This window comes from Tenacibaculum aestuarii (assembly GCF_964510395.1).
GTDB lineage: Bacteria > Bacteroidota > Bacteroidia > Flavobacteriales > Flavobacteriaceae > Polaribacter > Polaribacter aestuarii.
In genome coordinates, this window is sequence record NZ_CAZEFY010000003.1 from 1385943 (window position 1) to 1401334 (window position 15392).

Here is a 15392-nt window from a genome sequence, read left to right on the forward strand (position 1 = left end):
GCATGGTTGGAATAATCCTACTTAAAAAAAACAGTTAGCTACATCCCTTTTCCTTCCTTCTTACTCTTATAAACCTCCACAATGGTTGGGTTTTGGGGGCAGCTTTTTATTTGCTCAAACTCATCACCTGATTTCACAAAACCTGTTTGCAATATTTTAAAATAAACTCCCGGTAAGTCTTGTTGCCAAAACTGTTTTACAATTTTCATATCGTTAAAACGTACCCCAAGTTTCATACAAGGTTGACGTGGTTTTGTTACTTCAATCACAACCCCTCCTACTTTAAAAGTATCTCCAACATGTAATTGACTTTCATCTAAATCAGAAACAGTTAGGTTTTCACCGAATATTCCGTATTCCCAATCTAAATTAGGGTACAATTCTTTCCAGTATGAATAATGATTCTCTGAATAAGCGTAAACTGCTTGATCTATTCCTCCGTGATGTTCTCTGTCACAAATAGCATCGTCTTTTACTTTTTCAACATCTAAAAAAATAGGTTTATCAACAGGAAATTTGAAAATACCTGTAGTAACGATTTTTCCTTTCCAATCGATTTCTTTTCGCTCTCCTATATTAGTTGCTACAATTTTCATGGATTATTCTTTGATTAAAAAGTTCTGTAAAACATCCGCTATTTTTCGGTTGTCTGATAATTGAGGAATTTTATTCTGACCACCAAATTTACCTATCGATTTCATATACTCATGAAAACCTCCCTTTTGTACTTTTCTAATAATTAACGGACGTAAAACTTTACCTGTAATTAAATCGAAGTAATACACATTTTGCTCCTGCATAGACGCATCGATTTTAGCAGCTAACTCCTCTAAATTCTCTGGTTCATTTTCAAATTCAATAAACCATTCATGATATGGTAATCCACTTTCTGGATTTACCTGCGGAGCTACGGTAAATTCACTTATGTTAATATCAGTTCCTTTAATAGCATCATTCAACGCTTTTTCTACTTCTTTACCAATTACATGTTCTCCAAAAGCGGAAATAAAATGCTTGATACGTCCTGTTACTTTTATTCTATAAGGCTTTAAAGAAGTGAACTCTACAGTATCACCAATATTATAACCCCATAAACCAGCAGATGTATTTAAAATGATTACATAGTTAACCCCTAACTGAACATCTTTTAACGAAATTCTTGTTGGGTTTTCATCAAAAAATTCGTTTGCTGGAATGAACTCATAAAAAATCCCTGAATTCAACTGTAACAACATTCCTTTTTCAGTTTGAGAATCTTGATAAGCAATGAATCCTTCTGAAGCAGGATACAACTCTACATAATCTACCTTTTTTCCGATTAACGCTTCAAACTTATTCTTGTACGGTTCAAAATTTACTCCTCCATACACAAAGAAATTGAAGTTTGGAAAAATTTCGGAAACGGTTTTACCCGTTTTTTCAATCAGTTTTTCAAAATACATTTGTACCCAAGACGGAATTCCGCTAATTACCGTCATATTTTCCGGTAGCGTTTCTTCAACTACTTTATCAACTTTCACATCCCAATCTTCAATACAATTGGTTTCCCAACTTGGTAAGCGATTCTTTAATAAATAATTTGGAACATAATGAGCCGCTATTCCGCTTAAACGCCCTAGCTTCACACCATTTTTATCTTCTAAAACTGGACTTCCTTGTAAAAAAATCATCTTTCCATCCACAAAACTAGCATCATTTGTTTCTGCTATGTAAAACAACAAAGCGTTACGTGCCGCAGAAATATGTGTTGGCATTGATTCTTTACTAATTGGAATATATTTTGCCCCAGAGGTAGTTCCTGAAGTTTTAGCAAAATACAACGGTTTTCCTTTCCATAAAACATCTTCCTCTCCTTCAACTACTCTATCTACATAATGACGTAAGCCTTCATAATCATTAACAGGTACACGTTTTTTAAAGTCTTCATAGTTATTGATTGATATAAAATCGTGATCTTTTCCAAAAGCTGTTTTACATCCTTCTGTAACTAAATACTGAAATACTTTCTCTTGTGTTTTATGTGGATCATTTGCCCATTTGTACACCTGCTTTCGTACAATTTTCGCAAATGGAATTGCTAATATTGATTTAATGCTCATTTTTTAGATTGTTAGATTTTTAGATGATTGGATTGTTAGACAACCTCTCTTTTCTCTTCTCTTTATTACTGAAAATCTATATAATTGGTGGGATTTACTGGAAATCCATTATTCCATAACTCAAAATGTAAATGCGGACCAGTAGTTAACTCTCCTGTTGATCCTACACTTGCAATAGCCTCACCTGATTTTACAACATCCCCTTGCTCTTTTAATAAAGTTCCGTTATGCTTATACACAGAAATAAACTCATTAGAGTGTTGAATCGTTATCACGTAGCCTGTTTCTGCCGTCCATTCTGCTAAAATTACTGTTCCGTCCGCGACAGCTTTTACTGGAGTACCTGTTTGCGCCACAATATCAATTGCGTAATGCTTTTCGTTCAAATCAAAAGGCTGAGAAATAGTACCCGTTAAAGGTGAAAAGAATACATTTTTAATTCTGTTCTCTCCCCCTTCATACAATGGAAAAAGATCTTTATTATCTATCTTCTCTCTAAAAAGTGAATCTTGTTTCGTTGCCTGCAGTTTAGTTTCATCAACTACAATTGTTTGCATTTCGGTTGTTATAGAATCTATTTTTTCAGGCTCTATATCACCAGTTAACACGGGTTTTAATGCCTTTGTGTAACTTTCTATAATTGCTAACCTGTTTTTTAAAGAATCCGCTTCATAAGTTAACCTAGTAGCTTTCCTTTTTAATGCTGTTGAAGAGTAACCAGGAATATACTCTCGTATTCCAGTAAACGCAATTAATAGCGTTGTTAAAACTATAAGAAGTATTGAAAACACTCCACTAAAAACAAATACATTTAACCTCGATAACTTTAAAGAAAATCGTTCTTGAAATGTATCTTCATTTAAAATTACCAGTCTGTACTTATCTGTAAGCTTCTGTTTAAGCTTTCTTTTTTTCTTGTTTTTTGACACGTTTTATACTTGTTTGGGATTCAAATATACAACGAAAAAGTGGCGAAACTATTTTTTATAAAAGTTCATCTCGTCTATATACTTCCAAACTTTATACGGTAGCAAAGGTTTGCAGTTTTTTTCTTCTTTTATCGCTTTTCGTATCATGGTTGAAGAAACTTCTACTATTGGAGCATCAACCTTATGAATTCTCTCGTGATTCTTGAACTGATTTTCTACAATTCCTTCAGAAACTCTAGGGTACACATATATATGATAATCTTCTAAAATAGCCTCATAGTTTTTCCACTTATGTAAGCTTTTCAAATTATCCTCACCCATGATTAAACTAAATGTATAATTTGGGTGTTTTTCAGAAATATGTGCTAATGTGTTAATTGTATAATTTGGTTGAGGAAGCCTAAACTCTATATCTGACGGTTGGATTTTTTCATATTCTTCAGTAGCCAAATACACCATATCTAAACGATGATGATTATCTAACAACGAATTTTTCTTTTTAAATGGATTGTGAGGTGTTACCACCATCCAAATTTCATCTAAGTCAGAATACTCAACCATGTGATTGGCTATGATTAAATGCCCTATATGAATTGGATTAAAAGTTCCGAAGTATAATCCTATATTTTTCATATTTAAAGATACTAGAACCTAGACCTAAATACTAAGTTATTCTTTAATTACTTTTTTTATTCCCAAAAAATCATCTACTAAATCCTCTGCTTCTTTTAAAGCTACTGGTAATTCGTAGTTTTTAATGATTTTATCAAACTGCGGTGCTGTAGCCAATTCTACCGAAGCTTTTGCGATACGCATATTGATTTTATCTTCGCTTTCAGTACTTCTTTTCTTTAAACGAATTTTTAATTCATCAACACTTGGAGGCTTTACAAAAACAGCTAAAGTTTCTTCTGGAAATTTCTTTTTAATACGTAATCCTCCAACAACATCAATATCAAAAATTACGTGTTTCTTTTGAGCCCAAATACGTTCTACTTCGGTTTTTAATGTTCCATAGAAATTGTCACGATACACTTCTTCCCACTCTAAAAACTCGTCGTTTTTTATTTTTTGCTTGAACTCTTCTGCTGAAATAAAATAATAATCTTTTCCATCAACTTCTTCTCCTCTTGGAGCTCTTGAAGTCGCAGAAATTGAAAACTCTAAATTAAAACGTTCTTGAGCCAATAAGTGACGTACAATTGTAGTTTTACCTGAACCTGATGGTGCTGAAAACACAAATAATTTCCCTTTAAATTCTTCCGACATTTTTATAAAACGTTTAAAATTTGCTCTTTTATTTTTTCTAACTCGTCTTTCATTTGAATGACTAATTTTTGTATTGGTGCAAAATTAGCCTTAGACCCTGTAGTATTAATCTCTCTACCTATTTCTTGTACAATGAAACCTAATTTTTTACCATTAGAATCTGACGTTTCTAATTGCTGTAAGAAATACTCTAAATGGTTTGCCAAACGTACTTTTTCTTCGTTAATATCTAATTTTTCTAAATAGTAAATTAACTCTTGTTCAAAACGATTTTCATCTACTTCAACTTTTAAATCAGTTAAAGCTTTTTGCAAACGCTCTTTTACATGAGCTATTCTATCTCCATCTAATTTTTTAACTTCTTCTAAAGCTGTTTGAATATTGGTTATTCTCGTTTTGAAATCTTCTTCTAACGACTGTGCTTCATCTATTCTATATTGAATAATTTCTTTTAAAGCTTCATCAATATGTGCATCTATTTGATTCCACTCTTCTTCATCTAACTCTTCACGTTCCGTTTTTAAAGCATCTGGCATTCTTACTGCCATCTTCATCAATTCAACATCATCAGAAGTCCCTACTTGAGTTACATTTCTTAACTGCTGCATATACTCTCGTACCACACCAGTATTTACCGTAGTTGAAGTTTCATCCGCAGTCATTTCTACATAAATAGAAAAATCTACCTTACCTCGTACTAAACTACTTGCTAGTTTTTTACGAACATCTAGTTCTTTTTCTCTGTAGTAAGAAGGAATTCGAGTGTTTAAATCTAAATTTTTACTGTTTAACGATTTAACTTCAATCGTAACTTTTTTAGAAGGTAGATGTAGTACAGATTTACCGTACCCCGTCATAGATTGTATCATAACTTCGGTTTAATAATCCGCAAAGATACATTTATTTATTCGGAGTTTCAGCAGGACGTTTTGTTACTAAAAACACTCCAAAAAATATGAGTAAAGCCGCCCCTATTTTAACCATATCTAAATGATCACTTCCTACTATTAATGCGTAAATTGCTGCCACTACTGGTTGCAAATACATAAAAACACTTACCGTTGTGGGTTTTAATTTAGACAACGCAAAAAGGTTGAACAAGTAGGTTATACAAGTAGTAAACAAAACCACAAACCCTGCTTTTAAATAAATGTTTGTTGGCATTATTTGCCATTGAACTTCTAACAATTCAAAGAAACCGAAAGGAAGCACCATTATCAACCCAAAAAGGTATAGCCACTTTACAAAAACAATAGGATTGTATTTTGCTATTAGCTTTTTTACGACTACTAAATACATACCGTAGGATGCCGCATTAATAAATACTAAAAAATTTCCTAACACCATATTAGTTGCATCTCCTTTCAACGGATTTCCATAAACAATTAAAATCACAGCACCTATTAAACCAACAACAACTCCTGCAATTTTTCTAAGAATTAATTTTTCTTTAAGAAGAATACTTGCAAAAATCAATACCAAAATAGGAGTAGTTACCATCATTACTGATGCGTTGATTGGTGTTGTGTAACTTAACCCTTTAAAAAAAGTAAGCATATTAAAGGCAATACCAAAAAAAGCCGCCATAGCAACTCGTTTGTAATCTGCTTTCTCTACAGATGGTGCTTTTACAAAAAGTCCTAACAACCAAAAAATTATAGTTGCTCCTCCAACACGAAGTAATATAAAACCAAAAGGTTGTATATGTTCTTCCATTACTTCTTTTGCTACCGTAAAAGTTACTCCGTAAATAAGTGTTGCAATAGATGTTGCTGTTAATGCCAGCGCTCTTTGATTCATTTTTAGTGAGTTTGAAAACAACTGCAAAGATGACAATTAATTTCTTGTTTTCTATTACTTTTTTATCCTATACACTTCTTTTAATAGCATATTATTCAACTAAAAAAGCACCGTATAAACGGTGCTTTTTCCTTTGGTTGATTAACTTTTGATTAGTCCACTAAAGGTGGTATTCTTAATACTTGCCCTGGATAAATTTTATCTGGGTGTGTTAACATTGGCTTATTCGCTTCGAAAATTACAGGATACTTCATAGCATCACCATAAAACTCTTTTGCTATTTTACTTAATGAATCTCCACTAACTACAGTGTGAAATTGTGCCATAGCAGCTTCTTCGATAACTTCAACTTCTTTAACAGTCATATTATCTTCTACAGAAGCAATTCCTTCAGTGTTTCCTACTACTAAAACTACTTTTTCTTTTGTTGCTAAATCAGCCGCTTCACCTGTAACTGTAGCTTTGTCATCATCTACATTAACCGCTAGATTCTCAACAGAAAGCTCTAATTTATGTACAGCATCTACTAATTTAGCAGCTTTTTCTGCCGCTTCTTCTTCAGTTGTTTTTCCTACACCAAAAACTTTAGCTCCGGCGTTTTTAATAAATGAAAAAATTCCCATTTCTTTTTTGATTTTTTGTTAATATTCGATTTTCTGTCTGACCAAGATACAATTTTTATACCAGAATAAATACTTCGTAGCGTTTTTAAGAAGCTATTTTTTTTAACTAAAAAAGCACACTGATTAAGTGTGCTTTACAAAAAATATATTTTCTTCTTTTACCCTTTAAAGGAATTCCACCCTTGTGCTTTTAATTCAATTTCTTGATTTGCACGAGTTACTAAATTTATTCCTTGATTTTCTTCTGTAATATGACCAATCACTGTTAAATTCGGATTTCCCTTTATCTTATCATAATCATCAATTGACACTGTAAACAACAATTCATAATCTTCTCCTCCACTCAAGGCAATCATCGTTGAATCCATATTAAACTCTTCAGAAGTTGCAATTACTTGTGGATCTAATGGTAATTTATCCTCATAAATCTTACATCCTGTTTTACTTTGCGTACAGATGTGCATAATTTCAGAAGACAATCCATCTGAAATATCTATCATAGAAGTTGGTTTTACCTCTAACTCTTTTAACAACTCAGGAATATCTTTACGTGCTTCTGGCTTTAATTGACGCTCGATGATGTACGTATAATTATCTAAATCTGGTTGATTTTGAGGGTTCACCTGAAATACTTGTTTCTCTCTTTCTAAAACTTGTAACCCTAAATACGCTGCACCTAAATCTCCAGAAACTACGATTAAATCTGTTGGTTTTGCTCCATTTCTATATACAATATCCTCTTTTTTAACAGTTCCAATAGCCGTAATAGAAATTAGTATTCCTTTAGTTGATGAAGTCGTATCTCCTCCAATTAAATCAACCTTATAAGTATCACAAGCTAACTGAATTCCGGCATACAACTCTTCAATAGCTTCTAACGGAAAACGATTAGACACCGCTATCGATACAGTAATTTGCTCTGCAGTTGCATTCATTGCATATACATCTGATAAATTCACCATTACCGCTTTGTATCCCAAATGCTTTAACGGCATATAACTTAAATCAAAATGCACACCTTCTACCAGCAAGTCTGTAGTGATTACAGTTTCTTCATTTGAAGATGTAATAACCGCTGCATCATCTCCAACACCTTTTACCGTTGAAGAATGATACATTTTAAAATGCTTTGTTAAATGGTTGATTAATCCAAACTCTCCAAGTTCAGCCAACGAAGTTCTTTCTTGATTTTTATCTTCTAACATACTGCAAAGATAATGACAAGTAAATAAACAAACTCATTTCCAGTTATGAAACCGTATAAAATAAAAATAGGGTTTTGCTGTTTTTGAATGTTATATCAACAGTTAATTACCTAATTTAGTGCTTTTAAAATCCCTGTTCATGAAATTTTATAAAATTATAATCCTTTTTGTTTGTTTTACAACACTTGCTGCTTGTTCTTCTCCTAAGATAAAAGTTGTTGATGAAGACCTAGATAACGATGGAATTGTAAATACAAAAGATAATTGTCCTAACACCCCTAACCCCAATCAAGAAGACGCCGACAATGATGGTATTGGTGATGTATGTGATAGTGACAGTGGTGTAACTACAAATAAAGTTCCTTGTGAAAATGGTTTTGCAGGGCAATTTCCTTGTAACGGTTATGACTTATTACTTCATATTCCGATAACCACTTTTCAGGCTGCTGAAGGAAATGATTCCTGGGGATGGACAGACCCAACAACCAATAAAGAATATGCCATTATGGGATTAGATAACGGTACTGCCTTCATTGATGTTACCGATACTGAAAACCCTATATATTTAGGAAAACTACCCACAGCTACTATTAGCAGTCCATGGAGAGATATTAAAGTATACAATAATCATGCATTTATTGTTGCCGATAATAACAGAGGAGATGATGCTCACGGCATGCAAGTTTTTGATTTAACTAGGCTTCGTAACATAAGTAATCCACCTGCGACCTTTACTACTGATGCACATTTTACAACTTTTGGTAAAGCGCATAACATTGTAATTAATGAAGATTCAGGATTTGCCTACGTAGTTGGTAGCACACAATATAGTGGCGGACCACTTTTCATCAATATTCAAGATCCAAAAAATCCAGTTTCAGCTGGTGGATATGCTGCAGACGGATATTCTCACGATGCACAAGTAATCAACTACAATGGTCCTGACACCGATTATACTGGAAAGGAAATTTTAGTAGGAAGCAATGGAGAAGTAAATGGGACTAATGAAGTTGTAGTAGTTGATGTTACTGATAAAGCCAACCCTATCAATATTTCAAAAATTTCTTATAATAATGAAGCCTACACACACCAAGGATGGTTTACTAATAACCAGCGCTATTTTATTGTAGGTGATGAACTTGATGAAATGACAGGTAAAGTAGGTAAAACAAGAATTTTAATTTTTGATATGCTTGACCTAGACAATCCTCAATTATTAAACGAGTATTATGGCCCTACAGAAGCTATTGACCATAATGGATATATAAAAGACAACACTTTCTATCTAGCTAACTACAGAGCTGGCGTTAGAATGCACGATATTTCAAATATCGCTTCAGGAACTATGACTGAAACAGGTTATTTTGACACCTATCCTGAAAATAACAACCCTGATTTTAATGGAGTTTGGAGTGTATATCCTTTCTTTAACAGCGGAAATATTGTAGTGAGTGATATAGAAAAAGGATTATTCATTTTGAAGAAAAAATAACCTTAATCATTTTATGAAGCTTACTAAATTTTATATCATTTTTTTATTACTGACTATATCTTGTTCAAAAGATGATAATCCTTTACCTAGTTACTCAGGTTCTATTCAATCTGTAAAAACATATGGAGGTTCATTAAACGAAGCTGGACATTCAGTAATTAGTACTATTGATGGAGGTTATGCTGTAATCGGACATGCGCAAAGTGCTGATTACGATATTACTGACAAAACAGACAATAGCTACGATTATTGGTTATTAAAATTCAACAGTAATCACGAATTGACTTGGTCTAAAACCTACGGAGGCAGTGAAGATGACCGTGGTAAAGATCTCATTCAAACTGCTGATGGAGGCTTTTTAATCTCTGGATTTAGTAGAAGCGCTGACGGAGATGTGACTGAAAATTTTGGTTCTTACGATTTTTGGTTACTAAAAACTGACAGCAGTGGAAACTTACTTTGGCAAAAGACCTATGGCTTTTCAGGAACTGATCAAGCTTTTTCTGTTATTCAAACTTCTGATGACGGTTTTTTACTCAGTGGCACATTAGACGTAAGTGCTTCTGGTGGAGAAGGAAACTCTCGTAGTGCTAATAGACATGCAGGAGGTGATTACTGGGTACTAAAACTAAATTCCAACGGAGAAAAACAGTGGTCTCACTACTATGGTGGTACATTTACCGATACGCTTTATGATGTGGTAGAAACTCAAAACAATAATTTTTTATTGGTAGGCTCTAGCGATAGCGATGATGTTGACATTTCAAACAACCGAGGAAGTTATGATTTTTGGGTGGTAAAAATAAACAACCAAGGTGAGCTTCTTTGGGAGAAAAATTATGGAGGTAGTGAAATAGATGAAGCTTTTGCTATTACCAAAACATCTCAAAATAATTTTATCATTACAGGAAACACAAGAAGCAACAATCAACAAGTGAGTGACAACAATGGTTCTTCAGATATTTGGGCAATCGAGATTAATGCAGATGGAGATCTAATTTGGCAAAAAACCTATGGCGGAACTTCATTTGATGTTTCTAAAGGAGTTATTCCTGTTCAAGGTGGTGGATTCTTCATCGTAGGAAATTCAAGAAGCAGCGATAAAAATCTCACAAATAACAACGGAAATAACGATATTTGGGTGCTAAAAATAGCTGCTAACGGAAAACTTGAATGGCAAAAATCTATTGGAGGTAGTGAAATTGATACTGCCAATGACATTGTTCAATTAAACAATCAAGAAGTTATTGTGGTTGGTGAATCTTGGAGTTCTAATTTTGACATTGAAACCAACAAAGGTTTTTCTGACCTAGTAGTTATCAACATAAAATAAACAGATGAAAAAAATAATCCTTTCTATATTTAGTTTAATCGTTCTTTCTTGTAGTTCTGATAATGATGAACCCATCAAAGAAGTTTCAGTAAAATTGAAATTCACCCAAAACTGGGACGGTACTATCATTGAAAAATCTGATTTAGAAAACACTGAGTTCACCAATAAAACAGGAAGCAAACTTACCATAAGTAGATTGCGTTATTTAATTTCAAGCGTAAGCATTGTAAATGGGGCAAGTGATACTACTAAATTTAATGGATATAAATTAGTGGATGTAAGCAAACCTGATAGTTTAACATTAGCGCTTCCTGAAAAAATATCGGAAGGAAGCTATAAATTACTATTTACTTTTGGTTTTACTAATAAAGATAATATTAGCGGTGCTTATGCTGATTTAAATTCTGTAGATTGGAATGTACCTGACATGATGGGTGGAGGCTATCATTTTATGCAACTAGATGGTCAATACAAAGATACTTTGGGAGTTAAAAACCCATATAACTTTCACGCTATTAGAGCTTACGACAGTGAAAAAGATTCTATCGTTGATACTTCAATTTCAATTGAAACAGGTTCAATTTTACTAAAAAACAATGCTGTTATTGAAATTAAAATGAATGCTTCCGGGTGGTTTAAATCTCCTAATGACTGGAACTTAAACGAGAAAAGCGTTGATTTGATGGGCGATTTTGAAGCTCAAAAAGATATTTCTGAAAACGGAAAAAGCGGTGTATTTAGTTTAGGAACAATTTCTCAATAAACATGACGCAAAAAAGTATATACCTGTTTTCCCTTTTATTTCTTTTGATGAGTTGTTCTTCAAAAGAAGAAATAGAAAATGTATATACTCCAGTTCAAGTAAATTTAAAAATCCCTGAAATTTTTCAACAAAAATTAATTGCTCCAATAGTTCCAACCAACAATCCATTAACTGAAGAAGGAATTGCTTTGGGTAAAAAACTATTTTTTGATCCTATTTTATCAAAAGACAATACCCAATCATGCGCTTCTTGTCATGATCCTAAAAATGCTTTTACCGATGATACTCGTTTTAGCGAAGGTGTCGATGGTAAATTAGGTACACGAAACTCAATGCCTTTATTCAATTTAGCATGGAATTTTGACGAGCGTTTTATGTGGGATGGTAAAGAATTGAGCATCGAACGTCAAGCGTTTTCCCCAGTTCGTAATCCAATTGAAATGCATAGCGATTGGAAAAATGTTGCAAAAAAACTACAAGAACACACTGAATATCCAACACTTTTTCAGCAAGCTTTTGGAATATCCAAAATAGATTCAACTTTGGTAACAAAAGCAATTGCACAGTTTGAAAGAACGTTAATTTCAGGAAACTCAAAGTTTGATCAATACCTTTTAGGAAAAGCTGAATTAACTTCGGAAGAACTCAACGGTTTTAACGTTTTTATGGACGAAACTCGTGGTGATTGTTTTCATTGCCACGGAAGTGACAACAATCCACTTTGGACAGACAACCAATTCCATAACAACGGATTAGATGAAACTTTTACCGATTTAGGTTTGGGTACCTTTACAGGAGACCCAAATGACAACGGAAAATTTAAAAGTCCTTCACTACGAAACTTAGCTTTTACTGCTCCCTACATGCACGATGGTCGGTTTACTACTTTAGAAGAGGTAATTAATCACTATTCCGAAGGATTAAAACAATCTTCAACCATTGATCCTTTAATGAAAAAAGTAAATCAAGAAGGTGTTCAACTTTCTAACAAAGACAAAGCCGATTTAAAAGCATTTCTCCTCAGTCTTTCCGATAATGATTTTATAAATAATCCTGATTTTCAGCAATAATATAACAACAATTCACTGCTCGTTTTAAGGTATAGACAAATTTTATTGTTTAATAACTATATTCATTTCAAAACATGACATAAATCATATTTTGTCATTATCTTTGCAATTCACTTAGATTTAATCTATTTAAACGATGATAAAAGTTTCAGACACAGCAAAAAAGAAAGTCATTGAATTAATGACAGATGATGGATTTGATACTACAACCGACTTTGTTCGCGTTGGAGTAAAAAGTGGTGGTTGCTCAGGATTATCATACGACTTAACTTTTGACAAAACCCAACAGGAAAACGATAAAGTTTTTGAAGACAATGAAGTAAAAATTATTGTTGACAAGAAAAGCTTTTTATACTTAGTGGGTACAACTTTAGAATATTCTGGAGGTTTAAACGGTAAAGGCTTTGTGTTTAACAATCCTAATGCTAACAGAACTTGTGGTTGTGGAGAAAGCTTTTCTCTATAAAACCTATACATCAAAAAGAATACAAAAATACTGATGAGTAAATACACCGAGGACGATTTAAGAGAAGAATTAAAAACCAAAGAATACGAGTACGGTTTTTATACTGATATTGAGAGTGAAAAGTTTCCTAATGGGATAAACGAGGATATCGTTCGTGCCATTTCTAAAAAGAAAAACGAACCAGAATGGATGACTGAATGGCGTTTAGAAGCTTTTAGAATTTGGGAACAAATGGAAGAACCAGAGTGGGCAAACGTTACCTATAAAAAACCAAGTTTTCAAGATATTTCTTACTACTCAGCTCCTAAACAAAAACCTAAATTAAACAGTTTAGACGAAGTAGACCCTGAGTTATTGGCTACTTTTGAAAAACTAGGAATTTCTTTAGAAGAGCAAAAAAAGTTGGCAAATGTAGCAGTTGATATTGTAATGGACTCTGTTTCGGTAGCTACTACTTTTAAAGAAACGTTGGCTGAGAAAGGAATTATTTTTATGCCAATTTCTGAAGCTATACAAGAGCACCCAGAATTAGTAAGAAAATACATCGGTTCTGTTGTTCCACCAACTGACAACTTTTACGCTGCATTAAACTCTGCTGTATTCTCTGACGGATCTTTCTGTTATATTCCAAAAGGAGTTCGTTGTCCTATGGAACTATCTACGTACTTCCGTATCAACGAAGGAGGAACAGGGCAATTTGAGCGTACTTTAGTTGTTGCAGATGAAAGCAGTTATGTTTCTTACTTAGAAGGATGTACCGCTCCACAACGTGATGAAAACCAATTACACGCAGCAGTAGTAGAGCTAATTGCTTTAGACGATGCTGAAATAAAATATTCTACCGTACAAAACTGGTTCCCTGGGGATTCAGAAGGAAAAGGTGGTGTTTTCAACTTTGTAACCAAAAGAGGATTGTGTGAAACCAATGCTAAAATTTCTTGGACTCAGGTTGAAACAGGTTCAGCAATTACTTGGAAATATCCAAGTTGTATTTTAAAAGGGAACAATTCTGTTGGAGAGTTTTACTCAATTGCAGTTACTAACAACCACCAGCAAGCAGATACTGGAACTAAAATGATTCACTTAGGAAAAAACACTAAGTCAACTATTATTTCTAAGGGAATTTCTGCTGGAAAATCACAAAACAGTTACCGCGGATTGGTACAAATCAATTCTAGAGCAGAAAATGCACGTAACTTCTCACAATGTGATTCTTTATTAATGGGTAATGAGTGTGGTGCACACACTTTTCCTTATATCGAAGCAAAAAACAAATCAGCTCAAATAGAACACGAAGCTACCACTAGTAAAATTGGTGAAGACCAATTATTCTACTGTAACCAACGTGGTATTGACACTGAAAAAGCCATTGCGTTAATTGTAAACGGATTTAGTAAAGAAGTACTAAATAAATTACCAATGGAGTTTGCTGTAGAAGCTCAAAAATTATTAGAAATTAGTTTAGAAGGAAGTGTTGGATAATTAATGAATACGTTAATTTGAAAACTTCAAAATAATAAAAAATGCTTTTTGATGAAAAAAGCGAAATAACATAGAAACATGTTAAAAATAGAAAACTTACACGCACAGGTAGAAGATAAAGATATTCTTAAAGGAATTAATTTAGAAGTAAAAGCAGGAGAGGTTCATGCAATTATGGGACCTAACGGTGCTGGTAAAAGTACCTTATCATCTGTAATTGCCGGTAATGAAACTTACGAAATGACTGCTGGTTCTATTGAATTAGAAGGTGTAGATATTAGCGAATTAGCTCCTGAAGAAAGAGCACATGCAGGTGTATTTTTATCATTCCAGTATCCTGTAGAAATTCCTGGGGTAACTGTTACGAACTTTATCAAAACTGCGATTAATGAATCTCGTAAAGCTCAAGGTTTAGAAGAAATGCCTGCTAAAGACATGCTAAAAAAGATTCGTGAAAAATCAGAATTGTTAGAAATCGATCGTAAGTTCTTATCTCGTTCTTTAAACGAAGGATTTTCTGGAGGTGAAAAAAAGCGTAATGAGATTTTTCAAATGGCAATGTTAGAGCCTAAACTAGCTATTTTAGATGAAACAGATTCTGGTTTAGATATCGATGCACTACGTATTGTTGCTAACGGAGTTAACAAATTAAAATCTAAAGACAACGCTGTAGTAGTTATTACACACTACCAACGTTTATTAGATTATATCGTTCCTGACTATGTACACGTTTTACACGATGGAAAAATCGTTAAAACAGGAGATGCTTCTCTTGCTTTAGAGCTTGAAGAAAAAGGATACGATTGGATTAAAAACGAATTAGCGTAATTAAATTTTAATTACTGCTAAGATGTAATGACA

The 15392-nt window shown here is 33.3% G+C and carries 16 protein-coding genes; 7 read left to right on the plus strand and 9 right to left on the minus strand.

The features are described from left to right. Window positions 1–38: 38 nt before the first annotated feature. The 9 genes from ACKTSU_RS12730 to thiL form a co-directional block, all read right to left on the minus strand. Complete coding sequence (locus ACKTSU_RS12730; RefSeq protein WP_408036802.1) at window positions 39–596, minus strand: MOSC domain-containing protein; 558 nt, start codon at window positions 594–596, stop codon at window positions 39–41. 3 nt (window positions 597–599) lie between these two features. Continuing rightward, on the minus strand, window positions 600–2099 hold the full coding sequence (locus ACKTSU_RS12735; RefSeq protein ID WP_408036803.1) for a GH3 family domain-containing protein: 1500 nt from the start codon (window positions 2097–2099) through the stop codon (window positions 600–602). A gap of 65 nt (window positions 2100–2164) precedes the next feature. After that, window positions 2165–3028, minus strand: coding sequence for a M23 family metallopeptidase (locus ACKTSU_RS12740; RefSeq protein WP_408036804.1), 864 nt, complete (start codon window positions 3026–3028; stop codon window positions 2165–2167). A 48-nt stretch (window positions 3029–3076) separates the two neighbouring features. After that, window positions 3077–3661: a nicotinate (nicotinamide) nucleotide adenylyltransferase gene (gene nadD, locus ACKTSU_RS12745; RefSeq protein ID WP_408036805.1), complete on the minus strand. Its 585-nt coding sequence runs from the start codon at window positions 3659–3661 to the stop codon at window positions 3077–3079. 36 nt (window positions 3662–3697) lie between these two features. After that, window positions 3698–4297, minus strand: a complete 600-nt coding sequence (gmk, locus tag ACKTSU_RS12750) for a guanylate kinase (protein WP_408036806.1) — start codon at window positions 4295–4297, stop codon at window positions 3698–3700. Window positions 4298–4299: 2 nt separating this feature from the next. Then, window positions 4300–5166, minus strand: a complete 867-nt coding sequence (locus ACKTSU_RS12755; protein WP_408036807.1) for a YicC/YloC family endoribonuclease — start codon at window positions 5164–5166, stop codon at window positions 4300–4302. A 31-nt stretch (window positions 5167–5197) separates the two neighbouring features. Next, a complete protein-coding gene (locus ACKTSU_RS12760; protein WP_408036808.1) occupies window positions 5198–6097 on the minus strand; it encodes a DMT family transporter in 900 nt (299 codons plus the stop codon). A 152-nt stretch (window positions 6098–6249) separates the two neighbouring features. Then, window positions 6250–6720, minus strand: coding sequence for a peptidoglycan-binding protein LysM (gene lysM / locus ACKTSU_RS12765; RefSeq protein ID WP_408036809.1), 471 nt, complete (start codon window positions 6718–6720; stop codon window positions 6250–6252). A 158-nt stretch (window positions 6721–6878) separates the two neighbouring features. Further along, window positions 6879–7925, minus strand: a complete 1047-nt coding sequence (gene thiL / locus ACKTSU_RS12770) for a thiamine-phosphate kinase (RefSeq protein WP_408036810.1) — start codon at window positions 7923–7925, stop codon at window positions 6879–6881. 139 nt (window positions 7926–8064) lie between these two features. Between thiL and ACKTSU_RS12775 the strand changes: the two genes are divergently transcribed. From ACKTSU_RS12775 to sufC, 7 genes are all read left to right on the plus strand, one after another. After that, window positions 8065–9417, plus strand: coding sequence for a choice-of-anchor B family protein (locus tag ACKTSU_RS12775; RefSeq protein WP_408036811.1), 1353 nt, complete (start codon window positions 8065–8067; stop codon window positions 9415–9417). A gap of 13 nt (window positions 9418–9430) precedes the next feature. Further along, the gene (locus ACKTSU_RS12780; protein ID WP_408036812.1) at window positions 9431–10750 is read left to right on the plus strand and encodes a hypothetical protein; all 1320 of its coding nucleotides are present in this window, start codon (window positions 9431–9433) and stop codon (window positions 10748–10750) included. Between the two features lie 4 nt (window positions 10751–10754). Then, window positions 10755–11513, plus strand: a complete 759-nt coding sequence (locus ACKTSU_RS12785; protein WP_408036813.1) for an MbnP family protein — start codon at window positions 10755–10757, stop codon at window positions 11511–11513. A gap of 47 nt (window positions 11514–11560) precedes the next feature. Then, a complete protein-coding gene (locus ACKTSU_RS12790; protein ID WP_408036814.1) occupies window positions 11561–12583 on the plus strand; it encodes a cytochrome-c peroxidase in 1023 nt (340 codons plus the stop codon). A 136-nt stretch (window positions 12584–12719) separates the two neighbouring features. Next, window positions 12720–13049, plus strand: coding sequence for a HesB/IscA family protein (locus ACKTSU_RS12795; protein WP_408036815.1), 330 nt, complete (start codon window positions 12720–12722; stop codon window positions 13047–13049). Between the two features lie 33 nt (window positions 13050–13082). Beyond that, window positions 13083–14531: a Fe-S cluster assembly protein SufB gene (gene sufB / locus ACKTSU_RS12800; protein ID WP_408036816.1), complete on the plus strand. Its 1449-nt coding sequence runs from the start codon at window positions 13083–13085 to the stop codon at window positions 14529–14531. A 78-nt stretch (window positions 14532–14609) separates the two neighbouring features. Further along, complete coding sequence (sufC, locus tag ACKTSU_RS12805) at window positions 14610–15359, plus strand: Fe-S cluster assembly ATPase SufC (RefSeq protein WP_408036817.1); 750 nt, start codon at window positions 14610–14612, stop codon at window positions 15357–15359. Window positions 15360–15392: the final 33 nt, after the last annotated feature.